13 protein-coding genes are annotated in these 17,394 nt (G+C 73.2%); 6 read left to right on the top strand and 7 right to left on the bottom strand.

Annotated features, from left to right (window positions below):
- Positions 1–126 precede the first annotated feature (126 nt).
- Positions 127–978, top strand: coding sequence for a DsbA family protein (locus MON03_RS05085; protein ID WP_022902458.1), 852 nt, complete (start codon positions 127–129; stop codon positions 976–978).
- Between the two features lie 508 nt (positions 979–1,486).
- Here the strand turns inward: MON03_RS05085 and MON03_RS05080 are convergent.
- The 5 genes from MON03_RS05080 to ileS are packed head-to-tail and all read right to left on the bottom strand — an operon-like array spanning position 1,487 to position 8,002.
- Complete coding sequence (locus MON03_RS05080) at positions 1,487–2,335, bottom strand: DsbA family protein (RefSeq protein ID WP_242090877.1); 849 nt, start codon at positions 2,333–2,335, stop codon at positions 1,487–1,489.
- 37 nt (positions 2,336–2,372) lie between these two features.
- Positions 2,373–2,792 carry a nucleoside-diphosphate kinase gene (gene ndk, locus MON03_RS05075; protein WP_175327866.1) on the bottom strand — a complete coding sequence of 140 codons (420 nt, stop codon included), beginning with the start codon at positions 2,790–2,792 and terminating at the stop codon, positions 2,373–2,375.
- Between the two features lie 34 nt (positions 2,793–2,826).
- Positions 2,827–3,261, bottom strand: a complete 435-nt coding sequence (locus MON03_RS05070) for a DUF4233 domain-containing protein (protein ID WP_175327865.1) — start codon at positions 3,259–3,261, stop codon at positions 2,827–2,829.
- Positions 3,258–4,730: a bifunctional folylpolyglutamate synthase/dihydrofolate synthase gene (locus MON03_RS05065; protein WP_242090876.1), complete on the bottom strand. Its 1,473-nt coding sequence runs from the start codon at positions 4,728–4,730 to the stop codon at positions 3,258–3,260. Before MON03_RS05065 ends, MON03_RS05070 begins: the two co-directional genes overlap by 4 nt.
- Complete coding sequence (gene ileS, locus MON03_RS05060; RefSeq protein ID WP_242090875.1) at positions 4,727–8,002, bottom strand: isoleucine--tRNA ligase; 3,276 nt, start codon at positions 8,000–8,002, stop codon at positions 4,727–4,729. Before ileS ends, MON03_RS05065 begins: the two co-directional genes overlap by 4 nt.
- 245 nt (positions 8,003–8,247) lie before the next feature.
- Here ileS and MON03_RS05055 point away from each other — a divergent pair, with 245 nt between their 5' ends.
- Positions 8,248–9,357, top strand: coding sequence for a cation diffusion facilitator family transporter (locus MON03_RS05055; protein ID WP_242090874.1), 1,110 nt, complete (start codon positions 8,248–8,250; stop codon positions 9,355–9,357).
- 140 nt (positions 9,358–9,497) lie between these two features.
- On the opposite strand, the gene MON03_RS05050 is transcribed toward MON03_RS05055, so the two are convergent.
- Both MON03_RS05050 and MON03_RS05045 read right to left on the bottom strand, forming a co-directional pair.
- On the bottom strand, positions 9,498–11,042 hold the full coding sequence (locus tag MON03_RS05050) for a hypothetical protein (protein WP_242090873.1): 1,545 nt from the start codon (positions 11,040–11,042) through the stop codon (positions 9,498–9,500).
- A 103-nt stretch (positions 11,043–11,145) separates the two neighbouring features.
- Positions 11,146–11,763: a TetR/AcrR family transcriptional regulator gene (locus tag MON03_RS05045; protein WP_022902923.1), complete on the bottom strand. Its 618-nt coding sequence runs from the start codon at positions 11,761–11,763 to the stop codon at positions 11,146–11,148.
- A 31-nt stretch (positions 11,764–11,794) separates the two neighbouring features.
- On the opposite strand from MON03_RS05045, the gene MON03_RS05040 reads away from it, so the two are divergent.
- Genes MON03_RS05040 through MON03_RS05025 form a run of 4 tightly spaced genes read left to right on the top strand, consistent with a single transcriptional unit; the run spans position 11,795 to position 17,232 of the window.
- The gene (locus MON03_RS05040; RefSeq protein WP_242090871.1) at positions 11,795–13,453 is read left to right on the top strand and encodes an ABC transporter substrate-binding protein; all 1,659 of its coding nucleotides are present in this window, start codon (positions 11,795–11,797) and stop codon (positions 13,451–13,453) included.
- Positions 13,454–13,493: 40 nt separating this feature from the next.
- The gene (locus MON03_RS05035; protein WP_239533471.1) at positions 13,494–14,648 is read left to right on the top strand and encodes an ABC transporter permease; all 1,155 of its coding nucleotides are present in this window, start codon (positions 13,494–13,496) and stop codon (positions 14,646–14,648) included.
- Positions 14,645–15,544, top strand: coding sequence for an ABC transporter permease (locus MON03_RS05030; protein ID WP_022902926.1), 900 nt, complete (start codon positions 14,645–14,647; stop codon positions 15,542–15,544). Before MON03_RS05035 ends, MON03_RS05030 begins: the two co-directional genes overlap by 4 nt.
- The gene (locus tag MON03_RS05025; protein ID WP_242090870.1) at positions 15,541–17,232 is read left to right on the top strand and encodes an ATP-binding cassette domain-containing protein; all 1,692 of its coding nucleotides are present in this window, start codon (positions 15,541–15,543) and stop codon (positions 17,230–17,232) included. Before MON03_RS05030 ends, MON03_RS05025 begins: the two co-directional genes overlap by 4 nt.
- Positions 17,233–17,394 lie beyond the last annotated feature (162 nt).

The raw sequence follows: 17,394 nt of genomic DNA, 5'->3' as shown, positions 1-17,394 counted from the left end.
GCTCGGCTGCTGACGCCGTTCGCAGTGGAGCCGCTGTGATCCGCCGATGACGCGTCACCGAATTCCTGGTGCCTTCCCAGGCAGGGCGCCCGTCACCGACACGGAGGGCACCTACGCTCGGAGTCGATGAGTGACAACCAGGGCAAGAAGGCACGGCGGGACGAGGCGCGTGAGCGTGCCCGGGTCGCGCGTGAGAAGGAGAAGGCGCGCCGCCGCCGCAACCGCACGCTGACGATCAGCGGCATCATCGTGGGCGGCCTCGCGGTCGTCAGCGCGATCGTGCTCATCGTCGCGAATTCGGTGCAACCCGCGGGTCCGGGGCCGGCGAACATGGCGAGCGACGGCATCCTGCTGCACGGCGTCGACGGGAAGATCGAGCCCGTCGCCACGAAGGCGATCCCCGAGGGCGGCCAGCCGACGCCGACGAAGCAGGACGACTCGGTGGCGAACATCACCGTCTACTCGGACTACATGTGCCCGTACTGCAACCAGTTCGAGACCGCGCAGATGTCGCAGATCCAGCAGTGGGTCAAGGACGGCTCGGCGACGCTCGAGCTGCACCCGTTCAACCTGCTCGACCGGGTGTCCCAGGGCTCGAAGTACTCCACCCGGTCCGCAGCCGCAGCCGCCTGCGTGGCGAACTACGACCCGGACGCCTTCCTCGCCTACAACACCTCGTTGTACGAGAACCAGCCGTCCGAGAACACAACGGGGCTGTCGAACGACAAACTCGCCTCGCTCGCGGCGGCCGCCGGCGCCACGAACGAGAAGGTCGCGTCCTGCATCACCGACCAGCGGTTCGCCGGATGGGTGGGCGACGCGACGAACCGGGTGCTCAACGACAAGCTCCCGAACTCGTCGCTCGACAAGCTCACCGGCACCCCGACGGTGATCGTGAACGGCAAGCAGTACGACGGCTCGCTCACGGACACCAACGCGTTCTCGGCGTTCGTCCTGCAGAACGGCGGCAAGGCGTGACCACCCGCTGACGAGCCCTGACCGGACGGTCCGACGGCCCCCGCTCCGAACGGAGTGCGGGGCCGTCCTCGTCGGGGCGTCGGGCGCACCGTCGGACGGCGGGGCGGCGGGGCGTCGAGGCGTCGGGGCGTCGGGGCGTCGGGTCGCGCTCCCTGTGGGCCGGTCGTGGTCACGTCGGCGGTCGGTCCGCTCGGTGGCAGTCTCGGTGCACAATCCCCGACCATCGCGAACCGGAACTGCCAGCGGTCGTGTCGGGGCTCCGCGCCGGCGGGCCGACGGGACCGCATGCCGCCCCGGCCCGCCCCGGCCCGCGCCGGATGGACCGGGTGCTCGCCCCGGCCCGACGGGACCGGGTGCCCGCCCCGCCCCGACGGGACCGGGTGCCGTCCCGACGCGACCAGGCCCTCGCGCCGGCGGGGCCCCGGTGTCGGACGCCGGGCACCGGGCACCGGGCACGACGACGCCCCCGCTCCGGACCGGAGCGGGGGCGTCGTGCGTGCCGAGCGTGTTACTTCGCGGCCGCGTCGATCGTGGTGATCACGTCCGTCAGGTTGTCGACCTTCTTGCCGTCCACGACGACGGTCGGCGTGCCGAAGCCGCTGGTGCCCTGGAGCGCCGGGTCGCTGACCACCGTGTCCGTGGACTTCGTGACCCAGCCCTTGAACTGCTCGGTCGACAGGCACTCGGACACCTTCGAGCTCGTCGCCCCGCCCTTCGTGACGAGGTCGGCGATCTGGGCGTTCGTGAGTCCCGACGTGCCCTCTTCGGGCTGGTTGTCGTAGAACTGCGTCTGCACGTCGAGGAACTTGTCCGGCTGGTAGTTCGCGACGCACATCGCCGCGTTCGCAGCCCGGCTGGCGTACCGGCTGTTCCGGTAGTTGCGGTCGAGGATCGAGACCGGCTGGACCGCCAGGGTCACGTCACCCGACTTCACCTTGTCGAGGATCTGGTCGGCGTACGCGGCCTCGAACTGCTTGCAGATCGGGCACGCCCAGTCGATGTACTCGGTCACCTGGACCGTGCTGTCCGGTCCGGTCGTGGGGATCGGGGTGGCGGTCCCGTTCGCGCTCACGGCACCGGTCTCCACCGGGGTGATCTTGCCGTCCTTGCCCGTGAACTGGATCGCACCCGTGGCCATGTTCGCCGGGCCGGTCGCCGAGACCGTGTTCGCGTTGTTCACGTTCACCACGACGAGCGCGACGATGGCCGCGACCGCGATGATGCCCAGACCGATGCCTCCCTGCAGGAACCACTTGTTCCGGCGCTTGCGGCGGCGTTCGGCCTCCGCCCGCTGCCGGGCGACGTCACGCGCGTGGGCGCGCCGCTCGTTCTTGCTCGGTCGGTCGTTGTTCGTCATGCCGTTCGCTCCTGCGGTCGCGCGTGTCGGTCGTCGCTCACGCGAACCAGAGGCCGAGCTCGCGGGCCGCGGACTCCGTGGAGTCCGAGCCGTGCACGAGGTTCTGCTGGACCTTCAGGCCCCAGTCACGACCGAGGTCACCGCGGATCGTGCCGGGCGCGGCGGACGTCGGGTCCGTCGTGCCGGCGAGCGAGCGGAACCCGGCGATGACGCCGTTGCCGGCGACGCGCACGGCGACGACCGGGCCGGACTGCATGAACTCCACGAGCGGCTCGAAGAACGGCTTGCCCTGGTGCTCCTCGTAGTGCGCGTCGAGCAGGTCGCGCGGCGCGGTCAGCATCTTCAGGTCGACGATCTCGTAGCCCTTGGCCTCGATCCGACGGAGGATCTCGCCGGTGAGCTGGCGGGCGACGCCGTCGGGCTTGACGAGGACCAGGGTCTCTTCGAAGTCGGACATGCAGAACTCCTTGACGTGTGTCGTGGGGTGGTGGTCAGCCCTCGCCCGCAGCGGCGCGTCGTGCGGCGTTCTGCCGGTCGAGCTGACCGCCCTTGACGAAGCAGTAGACCCACAGCGCCAGGAACACCGCGCCCACCGCGAACATGAACGGCTCGATGAATCCGGTGGCGAGGATGGCCGCCTGCAGCAGCCACCCGAACCATACACCGGCGCGCTTGCCGGTCAGCCGCGAGGCCAGCGCCAGCACGACGATCGCGCCGACGCCCCCGCCGAACGCGACGGCCGGGGGCAGCGTCTGCTTCCCGAACGTCACGAGCATCGGGAAGAAGAACATCACGGCCTCGAGCCCGAGGGTGATCGCGAGGAGGCTCTCGCGGGCACCGCGGTCACGTCGCGGCGTCCGCTGGCGGGGCGCGCGTGTCGGCCGTCCCGAGCGCTCCGGCCTGGAGGCACGGCTCGGCTCCGTCACTTCGTCCCGCCTTCCGCGTGCACCAGGTCCATGACCGCGCCCACCATCACGATGGAGCCGGCGACGAGCACCATCGCGTCCTCGGCATCCGCCTCGTCCGCGAGGTCCCGCGCTTCCTGCAGGGCCTGGTCGAGGGCGGGTTCGACGACGACCCGGTCCGGTCCGACCTCGTCGACGACGATCCGCGCGAAGGCGTCGGCGTCGAGCGCCCGCTCCCCCGGAGGCTGCGTCACGACGAACGTCTGCACGGTGTCCTTGAGCGCGCGCACGAAGCCCCGGGCGTCCTTGTCGCCGAGGATCCCGACGACGCCGACGACGTGCTCGGACGGGAACGCCACCGGGAGCGCCTCGGCGAGTGCCCGGGCACCGTGCGGGTTGTGCGCGGCGTCCACGACGACCACGGGGTCCTGGGCGATCGGCTGGAGGCGACCGGGGCTCGTCGCCGCGGCCAGGCCCTCGGAGAGAACGTCCTCGTCGAGCGCCTGCGAGCCCCGACCGAGGAACGACTCGACCGCGGCGATCGCGACGGCCGCGTTGTGGGCCTGGTGCGCGCCGAACAGCGGCACGAACAGGTCGTCGTAGGTGCCGGCGAGGCCCTGCACGCTGACGAGCTGGCCGCCGACCGCCGGTGTGTCGCTCGTCACGCGGAAGCCGGTGCCCTCGACCGACAGCGTCGACTCGGTGAGCTCGGCGGCTCGCTCGAGTTCGGCGAGTGCGTCCGGCGTCTGCGCGCTCGAGACCACGGCCGAGGACGGCTTGATGATGCCGGACTTGGTGCGCGCGATCTCGGCGACGGTGTTGCCGAGCTGCTTCGCGTGGTCCATGGCGATCGGGGTGAAGACCGCGACCTGGCTCTGCACGACGTTGGTGGAGTCCCACTCGCCGCCCATGCCGACCTCGATCACGGCGACGTCCACGGGCGCCTCGGCGAAGCAGGCGAGCGCGAGCACCGTGAGCGCCTCGAAGAACGTCAGCGGCAGTTCGCCCTTCGCCGTGAGCTCCTGGTCGGTCATCTCGAGGATCGGGGCGATGTCGTCCCAGTTCTCGACGAACCGGTCGGCGGCGATGGGCTCCCCGTCGATCACGATGCGCTCCCGGATCGACACCAGGTGCGGGCTCGTCATGAGCCCGGTACGGAGGCCGTGGGCGCGCACGATGCTCTCGGCCATCCGCGCGGTCGAGGTCTTGCCGTTCGTGCCGGTGACGTGGATGACCGGGTAGGACAGGTGCGGGTCGCCGAGGAGCTCGACGGCGCGCCGCGTGGCGCTCAGCCGGTGCTCGGGCGACTGCTCGCCGATCCGGGCGTAGAGGGCGGCCTGCACGCGCCGGACCTCGTCGTCGTCGCCGTCGGCGGGCGAGGGGTCGACGGGGGCCGGTGCGGCCGGACCCGCGGGGATCTCGATGCCGTCGGCGTCGAGCCGTCCGTCATCGTGCTGGTCGTCGTCGTGCTGCGTGTTCTCGTCGCTCATGCGCGTGCCACCTCCACGGACACCTTCGCTGCCTCGCCGACCTCGGTCGTGGTCGCGTCCGTCGCGAGCGGGACGACCTCGACCGCCGTCGCGAGGGTCTCCCCCGCGATGAGGTCGCGGTGCGCCCGGACCGCGTCGGCGGCGTCGTCGGACACCCCCAGCGTCAGGACGATGCGGTCGCTGACGTCGAGGTCGGCGTCGCGGCGCGCCTGCTGCACGGCACGGACGACGTCGCGCGCCAGGCCCTCGGCCTCGAGCTCGGCCGTCGTCACCGTGTCGAGCACGACGAAGCCGCCGCCGTCGAGGAACGCCACGGCCACGGAGTCGTCCGCCACCGTGAGGTCGAGCGAGTACTCGCCCTCGACGAGGTCGACGCCGCCGACCGAGACGCCGGACTCGGTCGCGACCCAGTCACCGCGCTTGGCGGCCGGGATGACCTGCTGCACCTGCTTGCCGATGCGCGGCCCGGCGGCGCGGGCGTTGACGGTGAGCTTCCGCTCGATGCCGTACTGGGCGAGCGACTCCTCGGCCTGCTGCTCGAGCACGACCCGCTTGACGTTGAGCTCGTCGCGGAGGATGTCCGCGAAGGGCTCGACCGCCGCCGGGTCGGGCACGACCAGGGTGAGCGTGGCGAGCGGGAGCCGGACGCGCCTGCCGGTGGCCTTGCGGAGCGCGAGGCCCTTCGAGGCGACGTCGCGGACCCGGTCCATCGCGGCGACGAGGGCGTCGTCCGCGGGGAACTCGTCCGCCGACGGGAAGTCCTCGAGGTGCACCGACCGGCCGCCGGTCAGGCCCTTCCAGACCTCCTCCGTGACGAGCGGGGCGAGCGGTGCGGCGACGCGGGTGAGCGTCTCCAGCACGGTGTACAGCGTGTCGAAGGCCGCCCGCGCCTCGGGGCTCGACTGTGCGCCGGCCCAGAACTTGTCGCGCGAGCGACGCACGTACCAGTTCGTGAGCACGTCGGCGAAGTCGCGGACGGCCTGGGCGGCGAGGGGCGTGTCGAGTGCGTCGAGGTGCGTCGTGACGTCCTCGACGAGCACGCGTGTCTTGGCGAGCAGGTACCGGTCGAGCACGTCGGTGCTCGCCGTGCTGCGCGAGGCCCCGTACCCCTCGGACGTCTCAGCGCCGGTGTCGCCGGAGGCGTTGGCGTAGAGGGTGAAGAAGTAGTACGTCGACCAGAGCGGGAGCAGGAACTCACGGACTCCCTGGCGGATGCCCTCCTCGGTCACGACGAGGTTGCCACCGCGGATCACGGACGACGACATGAGGAACCAGCGCATCGCGTCAGCGCCGTCGCGGTCGAAGACCTCGGAGACGTCCGGGTAGTTCCGCAGGCTCTTCGACATCTTCTGGCCGTCCGAGCCGAGCACGATGCCGTGGCTGATGACGTTGCGGAACGCCGGGCGGTCGAACAGCGCGGTGGAGAGCACGTGCATGACGTAGAACCAGCCGCGGGTCTGCCCGATGTACTCGACGATGAAGTCGGCCGGGTTGTGCGCCTCGAACCACTCGCGGTTCTCGAACGGGTAGTGCACCTGCGCGTAGGGCATCGAACCGGAGTCGAACCAGACGTCGAACACGTCCGAGATGCGGCGCATGGTCGCCTTCCCGGTCGGGTCGTCGGGGTTCGGACGGGTCAGGTCGTCGATGAACGGACGGTGCAGGTCGACCTCGCCGTCGGCGTTCACCGGCAGCCGTCCGAAGTCGCGCTCGAGCTCCTCGAGGGAGCCGTAGACGTCCTGGCGCGGGTACGCCGGGTCGTCCGACACCCACACGGGGATCGGCGTGCCGAAGTACCGGTTGCGGGAGACCGACCAGTCGATGGCGTTGCCGACCCACTTGCCGAACTGGCCGTCCTTGACGTTCTCCGGCACCCAGGTGATGTCCTGGTTCAGTTCGCCCATGCGGTCGCGGAACTCGGTGACGCGGACGAACCACGACGAGACCGCCTTGTAGATGAGCGGCTTGCGGCAGCGCCAGCAGTGCGGGTAGCTGTGCTCGTAGGACGCCTGGCGGAGCAGTCGACCCTGCTCACGGACGGCCTTGGTCAGCGGCTTGTTCGCGTCGGACCACAGCATGCCGGCGACCTCGCCGAACTGCGAGGTGAAGACCCCGCCCTCGTCGAGGGACAGCACGACGGGGATGCCGGCGGCCGCGCAGACCTCCTGGTCGTCGGCGCCGTACGCCGGGGCCTGGTGGACGATGCCCGTGCCCTCGCCCGTCTCGACGTACTCCGCGACGAGGATCCGCCATGCGTGCTCGTACCCCTCGGTGCCGTCGAGGAAGTCGAAGAGCCGCTCGTACGCGACGCCGTCGAGCTCGGCGCCGGCGACCGTGCGCAGCACGGCGGCGACGGCGTCCTCCGCGCCCTCGTAACCGAGGTCCTTCGCGTGCGCGGCCACGGTGTCGGACGCGAGCAGGTACGTGGCGGAACCGGCGCTGCCACCGTCAGCCGCGCCTCCCGGCCCGGCAGGCACGACCGCGTACGCGATCCCGGGACCGACCGCGAGGGCGGCGTTCGTCGGGAGCGTCCACGGCGTCGTCGTCCACGCGAGCGCGCGCACGCCGGTGAGCCCCAGCTCGTCGGCGCGGTCCCCGCGCAGCGGGAACGCGACCGTGACGGACTGGTCCTGCCGCGACTGGTAGACGTCGTCGTCCATGCGCAGCTCGTGGTTCGACAGCGGCGTCTGGTCGTTCCAGCAGTACGGCAGGACGCGGAAGCCCTCGTAGGCGAGACCCTTGTCCCAGAGCTGCTTCCACGCCCAGAGCACGCTCTCCATGAACGTGACGTCGAGGGTCTTGTAGTCGTTCTCGAAGTCGACCCAGCGCGCCTGCCGGGTGACGTACTGCTGCCACTCGTCGGTGTACTGCAGCACGCTCTTCCGGGCGGCCGCGTTGAACACGTCGACGCCCATCTCGTCGATCTCGTGCTTCTCGGTGATGCCGAGCTGGCGCATCGCCTCGAGCTCGGCGGGCAGCCCGTGGGTGTCCCAGCCGAAGCGGCGGTGGACCTGCTTGCCGCGCATGGTCTGGTAGCGGGGGAACACGTCCTTCGCGTACCCGGTCAGGAGGTGTCCGTAGTGCGGCAGGCCGTTCGCGAAGGGCGGGCCGTCGTAGAACGTCCACTCGGGGCAGCCCTCGCGCTGGTCGATCGACGCCTGGAAGGTGTCGTCGCCCTTCCAGAAGGCGAGGATCCCCTGCTCGACGGCGGGGAAGGCCGGGGACGGCGTGACGCCGTCGTTCGCGTCGGTTCGGTTCAAGGGGTAGCGCACCGGGGGCTCCTGTGGTTTCGGTTCGTCTCCACGAGGACGGAGCAGGCTCCGCGGTACCACCTCGCTTGCCGGACGCCGCTCACGCTGCGACCGACCGCTCGTTGCCGGGGCTGGTGCGGCCCGGACCGCCCGGTTCTACTGACGACCGCGCCCTCGGGCACCGCCGCGTTCTTCCGGAGACTCCCCGGTGATGGCCGGTTCGACGTCTTCGGGACGAGTTTACTGCACGGGAGCATGCTGGAGCGATGCCCTCCTCCGACGCCACGTCCGGCGATGCTCCCGACGCCACGGACGCCACGGACGCCACGGACGCCACAGACGCCACCGACGACGGGCAGCAGCGCCCCGAGTCGCTCCTCACCGTCGTCATCGCGTTCGCCGCGAACCTGCTCGTCGCGATCGCGAAGACCGTCGCCTCGCTGATCTCGGGCTCGGCGTCGATGACCGCCGAGGCCGCGCACTCCTGGGCGGACACCGGGAACGAGGTCTTCCTGCTCGTCGCCGAACGCCGCGGAGCGAAGCCGCGCGACACGAAGCACCCGCTCGGGTACGGCCGCGAGACGTACATCTGGTCGATGTTCGCCGCGTTCGGACTGTTCACCGCCGGTGCCGTCGTGTCGATCTGGCACGGCATCACCCAGCTCGGCGAGCGCGGCCCCGCGGAGGACCTCCTCCTCAACTACGTCGTGCTCGGGATCGCGTTCGTGCTCGAGGGCACGAGCTTCGTGCAGGCGTACCGCCAGGCGCACGGCGCGGCGACCAAGCGTCGTGTGCCGGTCCTCCGCCACGTCCTGCAGTCCTCGAACCCGACGCTCCGTGCGGTCTTCGCCGAGGACGCCGCGGCGCTGATCGGCCTCGTGATCGCCTTCCTCGGCGTGTTCCTCCACCAGGTGACCGGCCTCGCCGTGTTCGACGCGATCGGGTCGATAGCGGTCGGCGTCCTGCTGGGCGTGGTGGCGATCGTGCTCATCGAGCGCAACCGCCGGTTCCTCGTCGGCGAGGCCACGTCGCCGGAGCTCGAGGACGCCGTGCTCTCCGAGCTCCTCCGTCGTGACGAGGTCGAGCGGGTGACGTACCTCCACCTGGAGTTCGTCGGGCCGTCGCGGGTGTTCCTCGTGGCGGCGGTCGACCTGACCGGCAACGAGGACGAGGACCACGTGGCGGTCCGGCTGCGGCGCGTCGAGCGGTCCCTGGAGGAGAGCCAGTACATCGAGGAGGCGGTGCTCACGCTGAGCATCCCCGGCGACGGGTCGCTCGCGGCGCGGAAGGGCGGCGAAGTCCCGGCGATCGTGCGGGACGGCACGGTGGAGGACGTGGCCTCGGGCGGCGCCGGGACGCTGCGGACCGAGGGGTGACGGCGGGCGGCGCCGGGACGCTGCGGACCGTGGGGTGACGTCGGGCGGCGGGTGGCTGCCGGATCGCGGCCACCAGGCCGGCCGGCGCGCCGCTGGCCGTCGTACGGCGGGCGGCTGCTGGCGCCACGACACGCCGGTCCTCACCCCGTCCGCACCAGCGCGAACCCGTCCCCGGTCCGCCGGACCGCCTCGCCGTCCCGGACCACCCACACGCGCAGGAAGTCGACCCGGAACGACGTGAAGTGCTCCGGGTCGTCGGCCAGCAACCGCCGGAGCGACGGTGCCGTGGGGAACCGCGTGTCCGGTGCCTCCACGAGCACCCCGAACGCTCCGCGCGCGACGGCCTGCGTCGACGCACGCCGCCCCGTCCACGGGGAGAACGCCCCGCGCGGCGCGCCCGCGACCAGGATCCGGTCCCCCTGCGGCACGCCCCGGTCGGCGAGCACGGCGTCCAGCCGCGCGAACCCCGTCACCCGACTCTCCGCCACGGCACGGACGAGGACGGCCGCCGGGACGAGCGTCACCGCGACGAGCAGCACCGCGACGACGACCGTCACGGGTGGCCGGAGCCGTGCAGCGCGGACGAACCCGATCGCGGCGAGCGCGATGGTCCAGGGCATCCAGGCGTCGTAGTAGTACGGGAGCGCGACGTCGGTCGTGGCGTAGAAGACGACGAGTGCGGCGAGCGCGATGCCGAGCACGGCGACGAGCCGGTCGGGCCGGACCACCAGGGCCGCGACGACGCCGACCACGAGGACCGCGACCGTCGGCCAGCCGACGCCCTCGACCACGCGGACGCCGTTCGCCCACCACGGCGCGTGCTGCACCCGCTGGCCGAGGAGGACGGTGGCGTGTCCGCGGAGGTCGTGTGCGCCCTGGAAGGCGAGCATGAAGCGCACCGCTCGGAGCCCGCCGACGGGCAGGTACACGGCCGCCGCGACCACGACGAACGACAGCGCCGCCACCACCCCGCCCGTGGCGTACGTACGCCAGCGGCCGGACAGGGCCGGCAGTGCGGCGATCGCGAGCACGACCACCGCTGTCGACACCTTCGAGGTCGCGGAGAGGGCCAGGAGCGCGCCCGACAGCGCCCACCAGCCGGCGGCGGCGCGCCACGGGCCACCCCACCACCGGGAGCCGGGCCGCTCCCCCTCCCCCACACCGTGGACCGCGCGCCAGGCCGCGGCGACGGCGGCCACCGCGAAGCAGACCATCACCGGCTCGAGGAGCGCGAGGCGGTCGATGCGCGCGGCGGCGCCGGACGCGACGTCGGCCCAGGTGGGCGAGTCCGACCGCGGTGTGGTCCACCACCACCCGGCCGCGAGCAGCGCTCCCCAGTGCCCGACGGGGCGACGCAGCCAGAGGTACAGGACGACCCCGGTGGCGAAGGAGGCCGCGGCGGCCACGACCCGCGCCGACCCCACTCCCTCGCCGAGGACGAGCTGCGCGACCCCGTAGAGGTCCTTGGCCGTCGGCGGGTGCTGGAGGTTGGCAGTCAGGAGCCCGTGGACGTACTGCCAGCCGGCGCCCGCGTACGTGAACTCGTCGACGTGCGGGGTCTGCGCGCCCAGGTGCCAGAACGCCACGAACAGCCCCGCACCGGCCACCACGGCGAGCGCGACGGCCTGCGCTGCTCGACCACGCCGGGTCCTGCCGACTCCGGTCCCGGGCACGTCGTGGTCCACGGCGACCGATCGTAGGCAGCCGGTCCGGGCGCAGCCCGGGATGCGGACGCCGCTTCCCGCCGAAGCTCTCAGGCCGGCACTGTCGTCGGACCGGCCGACCTCCTCATGCCGCCTCGAGCCCGGACGCCACCGGCGTCAGGGCCGCCGCGACGTACTCGACCAGCCGACCGCGCCCCACGCCGTCGGCCACCCAGACGCCGAAGGCCGCGGCCGCGGCACCGAGCAGCGCGCCGGACACCGTCTGGGGCCACAGCGCACCCGGGCGCTCCCCCGTCCGTGCGGCCACGAACGCGGCGACCGCGCCGTGCTGCTGCATCACCCGGGCGGCGACGCTCGCGACGAGTTCCGGGCCGATCCCCATCACCTCGGCCTGCGCGACCGCCCAGGGCACCCGCTCCGGGTCGTGCTCGCGGGCGGCGGCGAGCAGGGCCTCCTCGACGGCGCGGACCGGGCTCGGCTCGGTGGACGCGTCGAGGAGCGCGGGGATCGCGGCGACCGCGGCGTCGAGCTCGAGCCACATCACGTCGGACTTGGCGGCGAAGTAGTTGAAGAAGGTGGCGCGGCTGACGCCGGCGCGGGCCGCGATCTGGTCGACCGTGGTGCGGCCGTAGCCCTGCTCGAGGAAGAGCTCGGCGGCGGCGTCGGCGAGCACCTCGGCGCTGGAGCGCCGCGGCCGGCCACCGCGGCGAGCGCGGTCGTCGTCCGCTCGCACGAGGTCCATGTCCCCAGTAAACCGTTAGACTCGGCGAGCCATGAAGTTGGACTCAGTACAGAAAAACCGGTCGCGGATCGCGACCTCCCTGGCGGGCGCCGCCACGATCCTCCTGGCCGTCACGGCCTGCACCGGTGGCGGAGGCGGGTCGACGAGCAGCACGCCGGTCGCCGGCGGCACCCTCGTCTACGCGTCGGGGGACGCGGAGCCGACCTGCCTCGACCCCCACGTCGGCGGCAACTACCCGCAGGCACTGCTGTCCAGCCAGTACATCGAGGAGCTCACCGCGCTGCGGGACGGCGAGCCCGTCCCGGCCCTCGCACAGTCGTGGACGACGTCGGACGACGGGAAGACCCTGACCTTCCGGCTGCGCGACGGCGTGTCGTTCACCGACGGCACGCCGTTCGACGCGGCCGCGGTCGTGGCGAACATCGAGCACGTGCAGGACCCGAAGACCGCTTCGAGCACGGGCTACCTCGCCCTGCAGTCGATCACGAAGGCCACCGCGACCGACGACCACACCGTGACGCTGACGCTGAGCCGTCCGGACAGCGCACTGCTCGAGTCGTTCTCGCAGCCGTGGGTCGGCATGGAGTCCCCGAAGGCCCTCGAGCGCTCGCAGGCGCAGAACTGCGAGTCCCCCGTCGGCACCGGACCCTTCCGGGTCACGGCGTGGAAGCACGGCGACCGCGTCACGCTCGTGAAGAACGCCGACTACACGCCGCTCGGGAAGCAGGCCGGCAGCACGACGAAGCCCCGCTTGGACGGGATCACCTGGCGGTTCCTCCCCGACTCGACGTCGCGCTACGCGGCGCTGCAGTCCGGCCAGGTCGACGTCATCGACAACGCCCAGCCCGACCAGATCCGAGCCGCGAAGGCCGGCGGGTCGATCCGCGACCTCGACGCCCCGCGACCCGGCGCCTCCAACCGCCTCGAGCTGAACTCCGGCCACGGCGTCTTCCAGGACGAAGCGGTCCGCGAGGCGTTCATCCACGGCGCCGACGTCGACCCGGGCATCACGTCCCTCTTCCTCGGTACGGCGAAGCGCTCGTACTCGCTGTTGTCGAGCGTCGAGCCGTTCGCGTACTCGGCCGACGGCGACGAGCTCTTCGACCACGACGCCTCGAAGGCCGAGCAGCTGCTCGACGACGCCGGCTGGAAGCAGGGCTCCGACGGTGTGCGGACGAAGGACGGCAAGCGTCTGACGGTGACGTTCCCGGTGTCGACGAACCAGTCGATCCCGGCCGAGCGCAGCCTCTTCCAGCAGATCCAGGCCTCCGAGAAGGCGATCGGCTTCGACGTGCAGATCAAGGAGCTGGACCTGTCCAGCTGGTACGCGGCCCTCGCGGCGAACCAGTACGACGTCGTCAGCGCGCCCTACACGAAGGTCGGCGCGGACGTCCTCCGCATCCTCTACGACAGCGCGAGCATCAAGCCGGCCCCGTCCGGGTACTTCGCGAACCTCGCCCAGCTCGACGACCCGACGGTCGACTCGCTCCTCGAACGCGCCGCACGCACTGCCGACACGCACGACCGCGGCGAGCTGTACGAGCAGGCGCAGAAGGACATCCTCGCGAGCGCGACGGTGCTGCCGCTGTACGACCAGCAGAACCACTTCCTCGTGTCCACGAAGGTGCACGGCGTCCGGACCACGGCCGTCTCGACGCCCTGGTTCGGCTCGGCCTGGATCGACCGCTGACGCGCGCCCTGACGGGCGACGACCGGACTGGAGGCACGGCATGACCCCGACGCGCCCGTCGCGCTCCGGCGCATGGTCGCGGTGGACGCTGTGGGGCCTCGGCCGCCTGGCCGGCGGGATCGGCGTGCTCTGGGCCGTCGCCACGATCGTGTTCGTCGCGATCCGGCTGATCCCCGGCGACCCGGCGCTCGCGATCCTCGGCGGCCCCGGGTCGCAGGCGTCCGCCGCAGCGGTCGCCCAGGTCCGGCACGAGTACGGGCTCGACCGTCCGCTGCTCGTGCAGTACGCCGTGTTCCTCGGACGGCTCGCGAGCGGGCAGCTCGGCGACTCCTACGCGTTCCGCACGCCGGTCGCGACGCTGCTCGGCCAGGAGCTGCCCGTCACGCTGACCCTGGCGGTCGCGGGGCTCGTCGTCGCCTGGGTCCTCGCGCTCGTCGCCGCCTGGTGGTCCACGCAGCGCGGCCGGTTCGCCGCCGGCCTCACGGGCGCCATCACCGTCACCGCGAGCGTCGTGCCGCACTTCTGGCTCGGCAGCGTCCTCATCGTCGTGTTCGCCACCGCCCTGGGCTGGGCGCCCGCGGTGAGCGACGGGACCGTCCGCGGATGGGTGCTCCCCGTCGTCACCGTGGCCGTGCCGGTGGCCGGGTACCTCGCCGAGACGGTCCGCGACGGCATCGTCGACGCGCAGCGGTCCGCGTTCGCGCTCGCCGCGCGGGGCCGGGGCGAGCACCGCACCGGGGTGTTCCTCAGGCACTCGCTGCGCCACGCCGCTCTCCCGGGGCTCGCGCTCTCCGCCTGGGCCTTCGGGTCGCTCGTGTCCGGCGCCGTCGTCGTCGAGTCGGTGTTCGCGCTGCCCGGGATCGGCCGCGCGCTCGTCACGGCGGTGACGCAGCGCGACATGCCGCTCGTCGCCGGGATCGCGCTCGTGTCCGCCGCTGCGTACGTCGTCGTGCTCGCGGTCGCGGACCTCGCCGAACGCGCCGTGGACCGGCGCCCCCGCCGGGCGGACGCGGGTCGGACCGGGTCCCGGGGGCCCGGAGTGCGGGGGCGCGGTCTCCGCGGGGCCGGTCCCCGCGGGGCCGGTCTCCGCGGGGCCGGTCTCCGCGGGGCCGGTCTCCGCGGGGCCGGTCTCCGCGGGGCCGGTCTCCGCGGGGCCGGTCTCCGTCGGCGTCCGCGGACGGCGGCGTCCCGGTGAGCGGGATCCTCGACCCGGCGGGGACGCCCACGACGGGCGCGACGGGTCCCACGGCCACCCGCGCTCCGTCCGGGGGTGCCGAGCGACGCCGTGGGGGGACGCTCGGCGCCGCCGGACTGGTCGCGGCCGTGGTCGTCGCGCTCGCCGTCCTGGCGGCCGTCGCACCTGCGCTGCTCGGCGGCGCCCACCCGCTCGCCGTGGACCCGGGAGCAGCGCTCCTCCCGCCGTCGGCGGCGCACCCGTTCGGCACGGACGAGTCCGGCCGCGACGTCCTCGCGCGGGTCGTGGCGGGGACGCGCCCGTCGCTCGTGGTCGGGCTCGCGGCGACCCTCGTGGGTGCCACCACCGGTGTCCTGCTCGGGCTGCTCGCCGGACTCGGTGGGCGCGTGCTCGACGCCGTCGTCGGCCGGGTCACCGAGGTCGCCTTCGCGCTGCCGCTCCTGCTCGTCGCGCTCGTCGTCATCGCCGTCACCGGCCCCGGTCCGGTGCCCGCGGTGCTCGCCGTGGGGTTCGCGACCGCGCCGGGCTACGCGCGGATCGTGCGGGGCCTCGTGCGCACGGCCCGGGAGTCGCAGGTCGTCGAGACCGCTGTCCTGCTCGGCCGCTCCCCCGCCCGCATCGTCGTCCGCCACGTCCTGCCCGCCGCGCTCTGGCCCGTGGTCGCGGTCGGTACGCTCGGCGTCGGCCAGGCCGTCGTGTGGGCGTCCGCGCTGAGCTACCTCGGCGTCGGGACGCCACCGCCGGCCCCGGAGTGGGGTGCGATGCTCGCGGACGGCCGCACGTACCTGCAGACCGCGCCGTGGATGAGCACGTTCCCGGGTCTGGCGATCGTCGTGCTCGCGACCGCGGTCACGGTGCTCGGTCGGGCGATCCGACGACGCGGTGGTGCACGGTGAGCGCCGCCACCACGTCCCACGGCAGCCCGGTCCTGGCCGTCGAGGGGCTGTCGGTGACGATCGACGGCGTCCGGCTCGTGTCCGACGTCCGACTGCACGTCGCCCCCGGCGAGATGGTCGCCCTCGTGGGTGCCTCGGGCTCGGGCAAGACCGTGACCGCCCGCGCGCTCCTCGGGCTGTCCGCCGACCGAGCCGAGGTCGCCGCCGACCGGCTCGAGGTGGCCGGCACGGACGCGAGGGGCTTCCGCGAACGCGACTGGCGTCGGCTCCGCGGGACCCGCGTCGGGTACGTCGGCCAGGAGGCCCTCGGTGCCCTCGACCCGCTCCGCCCGGTCGGCCGCGAGGTGGCGGACGCACTCCGACTGCACACGTCCATGCGCGCCGCCGAACGGGTCGAGGCCGTGCGGACCGCGCTCGCCGACGTCGGGCTCGACCCCGCGATCGCGACCGACGGCCGGCTGGCCGGGACGCTCTCCGGCGGGATGCGGCAGCGGGCCCTCATCGCGGCGGCCACGATCGGCTCCCCCGCGCTCGTCGTCGCGGACGAACCGACCACCGCGCTCGACGCCGGTGTCGCGGTGACCGTCATGGAGCAGCTCCGCCGGGCCCAGCAACGCGGAGCCGGCGTGCTGGTCATCACGCACGACCTCGGCCTCGTCGCCGGCTGGGCCGATCGGGTGGCCGTGGTCGCGGACGGCCGGATCGTCGAGCAGGGGCCGGTCGGGCGGGTGTTCGACGCACCCGAACACCCGGCGACCGCGGCGCTCGTGCACGCGGCCGCCCCCGCACCTGCCCCCGCTCCCGCTCGGTGCGAGGATCCCAACAGCGTGGCAGGGCACAGCCCCCGCACGGTGCGCGGAACCTCGCACGACGCGACCGCCGGTGCGGGCGACTCGCACGGTGCGAGAGAGGGCGTCCTCGTCGCGGACGGCCTCGAGCGGGCGTTCGACGGCGTCCCGGCGGTGCACGACACGGCACTCGTGCTCGAGCGAGGCCGCGTGCTCGGGGTCATCGGGGCGTCCGGCTCGGGGAAGACCACGCTCGCCCGGATCCTCCTCGGACTCGAGTCCCCCGACGCCGGCACCGTCACGCTCGACGGTGGACCGTGGGTGCCGCTGCCCGAACGCGAGCGCCGTGCCCGTCGACACCGGGTGGCCGCGGTCGTGCAGGACCCCGGCGCGACCTTCGACGACCGCTGGGACGTGGAGCGCGTGCTCGCGGACGCGTTCTCCGGCGGAGCGGAACGGCGGGCCCGGGGCGAGCTCGCGGACCGGGTCGACGGCGCGCTCCGGCAGGTCGGACTCGACCCCGCGCTGCGCGCCCGGTCGCCGCTGACCCTGTCCGGCGGGCAGCGGCAGCGGTTGGCGATCGCGCGGTCGCTCGCGACCGACCCCGAGGTCCTCGTGCTCGACGAACCCGTCACGGCGCTCGACGCCACAGTGCAGGACGCGGTGCTCGGGCTGCTCGAACGGCTGCGGGACGACACCGGCGTGGCGATGCTCTTCGTGTCGCACGACCTGCGGGCGGTCCGACGGATGGCCGACGACGTGCTCGTCGTGCACGAGGGCGCGGTGGTCGAACGGGGACCGGCCGAGCGGGTGCTCTCGCGACCGACGCACGCCGTGACGGCGCAGCTGTTGCGCGCGGCCGAGGTGCTGGCCTCCGGGCCGACCGCCCCCGCCGCCTGACGCGGCCGACTCGTGCCGCGCGACCCGAGACTCGCGCTGCGCGAGCCGAGACTCGTGCTGCGCGACACTCCTCGCGCTCGAACGCACGAGCGATGTCGCGCAGCGCGAGACTCGCGGCAGCGCGAGACTCGCGGCAGCGCGCGACCCGCGCAGCGCGAGACT

The sequence above is a fragment of the Curtobacterium sp. DN_7.5 genome, assembly GCF_022655355.1.
Classification (GTDB): Bacteria; Actinomycetota; Actinomycetes; order Actinomycetales; family Microbacteriaceae; genus Curtobacterium; species Curtobacterium luteum.
The sequence above is the reverse complement of the archived record's forward strand: the minus strand, read 5'-3'. Positions and strand labels throughout refer to the sequence as shown.

Excerpts from the sequence above, each read along its gene's own strand:
- MON03_RS05085 (WP_022902458.1), top strand. The coding sequence starts at position 127 with ATGAGTGACAACCAGGGCAAGAAGGCACGGCGGGACGAGGCGCGTGAG.
- MON03_RS05080 (WP_242090877.1), bottom strand. The coding sequence starts at position 2,335 with ATGACGAACAACGACCGACCGAGCAAGAACGAGCGGCGCGCCCACGCG.
- ndk (WP_175327866.1), bottom strand. The coding sequence starts at position 2,792 with ATGTCCGACTTCGAAGAGACCCTGGTCCTCGTCAAGCCCGACGGCGTC.
- MON03_RS05065 (WP_242090876.1), bottom strand. The coding sequence starts at position 4,730 with ATGAGCGACGAGAACACGCAGCACGACGACGACCAGCACGATGACGGA.
- MON03_RS05055 (WP_242090874.1), top strand. The coding sequence starts at position 8,248 with ATGCCCTCCTCCGACGCCACGTCCGGCGATGCTCCCGACGCCACGGAC.
- MON03_RS05045 (WP_022902923.1), bottom strand. The coding sequence starts at position 11,763 with ATGGACCTCGTGCGAGCGGACGACGACCGCGCTCGCCGCGGTGGCCGG.
- MON03_RS05040 (WP_242090871.1), top strand. The coding sequence starts at position 11,795 with ATGAAGTTGGACTCAGTACAGAAAAACCGGTCGCGGATCGCGACCTCC.
- MON03_RS05035 (WP_239533471.1), top strand. The coding sequence starts at position 13,494 with ATGACCCCGACGCGCCCGTCGCGCTCCGGCGCATGGTCGCGGTGGACG.